Annotated in this window: 1 protein-coding gene; it reads left to right on the top strand. The window is 72.3% G+C overall.

What is annotated here, in order from left to right; translation table 11 throughout:
* Nucleotides 1-1,320 (top strand): GDSL-type esterase/lipase family protein (locus tag AB0G02_RS40655; protein ID WP_360806009.1); only part of this gene is annotated, 1,320 nt, incomplete at both ends.

Raw genomic sequence — 1,320 nt, 5'->3', positions numbered from 1 at the left:
GCCACCAGCGACGGCGCCATCGCGTCCGACCACACCGGTTACTCCGGCAACGGGTTCTGCGACGGGCGCAACGCGGTCGGCGCGGCGGCGCAGTTCACCGTCGACGCCGCAGCCGCGGGAACCGTGACGCTCGGCGTCCGCTTCGCCAACGGCAGCTCCGGCGCCCGCCCTGCCGACGTGGTGGTCAACGGCGCCACCGCCCAGTCGGCGTCGTTCGAGCCGACGTCCACTTGGGACACGTGGGCGACCAAGGCCCTTTCCGTGCGGGTGAACGCGGGCAGCAACACCATCCGCCTCAACCCCACCACGGCCAACGGCCTGCCCAACGTGGACTACGTGGAGTCGGACGCCGGCGGCAGCACGCCGCCCGGACGTCCGGCGGAGTGCACCGGCACCTCGCCCATCACGTGCCACTTCGGCGTCTCCCCCGGCAACTACACGGTGACGGCGTGGATCGGTGACCGCACCTCGGCCGGCAGCACGTCGATGTCGGTCGAGGCTCGGCGGCGGATCCTGCCCGCGGTCGCCACCGCGGCCGGCACGATCACCCAGCACACGTTCACCATCAACGTGCGGCAGCCCGAGGGGCAGCCGACCGGCCAGGGCGGCACGGGCACGCCCGGGCTGGACATCACCTTCGCCGGCACCGCCCCGAAGCTGTCGGGCCTGACCGTGCAGCCCGCGACCGGCCCGCTCGCGGTGTACCTGGCCGGCGACTCCACGGTGTGCGACCAGCCCACCGCCCCGTACACCGGCTGGGGGCAGCTCCTGTCCGCGCACGTGTCCGCCGGTGCGGTGGTCGCCAACTACGCGGACTCCGGCGAGAGCTCGGGCAGCTTCCTGTCCAACCCGGCGCTGTTCCCGACGGTGAAGCCGCTGATCAAGCGGAACGACCTGGTGCTGATCCAGTTCGGGCACAACGACAAGTCCACGTCGGCGTCCGCCTTCCGCGGCAACCTCACCTCGATGGTGAACCAGGTGCGGGAGAAGGGCGGCCTGCCGGTTCTCGTCACCCCGCCGGTGCGGCGGCTGTTCAGCGGCAGCCAGCTCACCCCCACCGCCCTGCACGTCAACGGCGTGGGCGTCGACCTGGCGGCCGAGACGCGCACCCTCGGTTCGGCGCTCGGCGTGCCGTTGATCGACCTGACCGCGAAGAGCGAGGCGCTGGTGGAGTCGCTCGGCCCGACCGACTCCGCCCAGCTCTACCTGCGCGAGTCGGTGGACGGCGTCACCGACAACACGCACTTCTCGGAGTACGGCGCCGGGAAGATGGCCGACCTGGTGGTCCAGGGCATCCGCGAGCGCAACCTGCCGCTGGTC

It is taken from the genome of Actinosynnema sp. NPDC023658 (genome assembly GCF_040639995.1).
Taxonomy (GTDB): Bacteria; Actinomycetota; Actinomycetes; order Mycobacteriales; family Pseudonocardiaceae; genus Actinosynnema.
Note: the sequence above shows the minus strand (reverse complement) of the source record. Positions and strands in the feature narration are given on the sequence as shown.